The 489-nt window shown below is 34.6% G+C and carries 1 protein-coding gene; it reads right to left on the bottom strand.

Features of this window, described 5'->3' with window-relative positions:
- Positions 1-115: 115 nt before the first annotated feature.
- Positions 116-489: hypothetical protein (locus tag L979_RS15440; RefSeq protein WP_047578206.1), on the bottom strand; the 374-nt coding region annotated here is incomplete at its 5' end.

Below are 489 nucleotides of genomic sequence, written 5' to 3'. Positions count from 1 at the left end.
TGAAAGGTGGGTTCATTGCTTCTCTATCTTTTACCCATGTAGCGAAAAGAATCGCTAAAATTAAGATAGTTATTAAAATCATTCTAGTTACCATTTTGTTTCGCTTTCTATTTTGTTATTTAATGAAGTAACTTCCGTTACCACGTGTTGCAATAGGTGTTTTACCAATATCTGGTCCCCACCAAGTAATACTACCGTTTGTGTCTATGTCAATATGGAAAGAAGTCTCATGTCCAGCAAAATGACCAACAATACTTTGAACAACAGCTGGACGAAATTCTTTATCTACCCATGGTCCAGACATTTTAATGCCAGCTTTTGTAGTTGATACACTACCAAAGAGTCTAACAATTACTAAATCATCGTTCTTTTTAGTGAATTGCAACTGCATACCATTTCCAGTTTGAATTGTCAACATTTGAGTTGGAACATCGATTGTACCTCTAAGTGATATATCATTTGCATTGATTGAACCTTTAAGCGATAAAT

This window comes from Kocuria sp. ZOR0020, assembly GCF_000800955.1.
GTDB classification, from domain to species: Bacteria; Actinomycetota; Actinomycetes; order Actinomycetales; family Micrococcaceae; genus Kocuria; species Kocuria subflava.
Note: the sequence above shows the minus strand (reverse complement) of the source record. Positions and strands in the feature narration are given on the sequence as shown.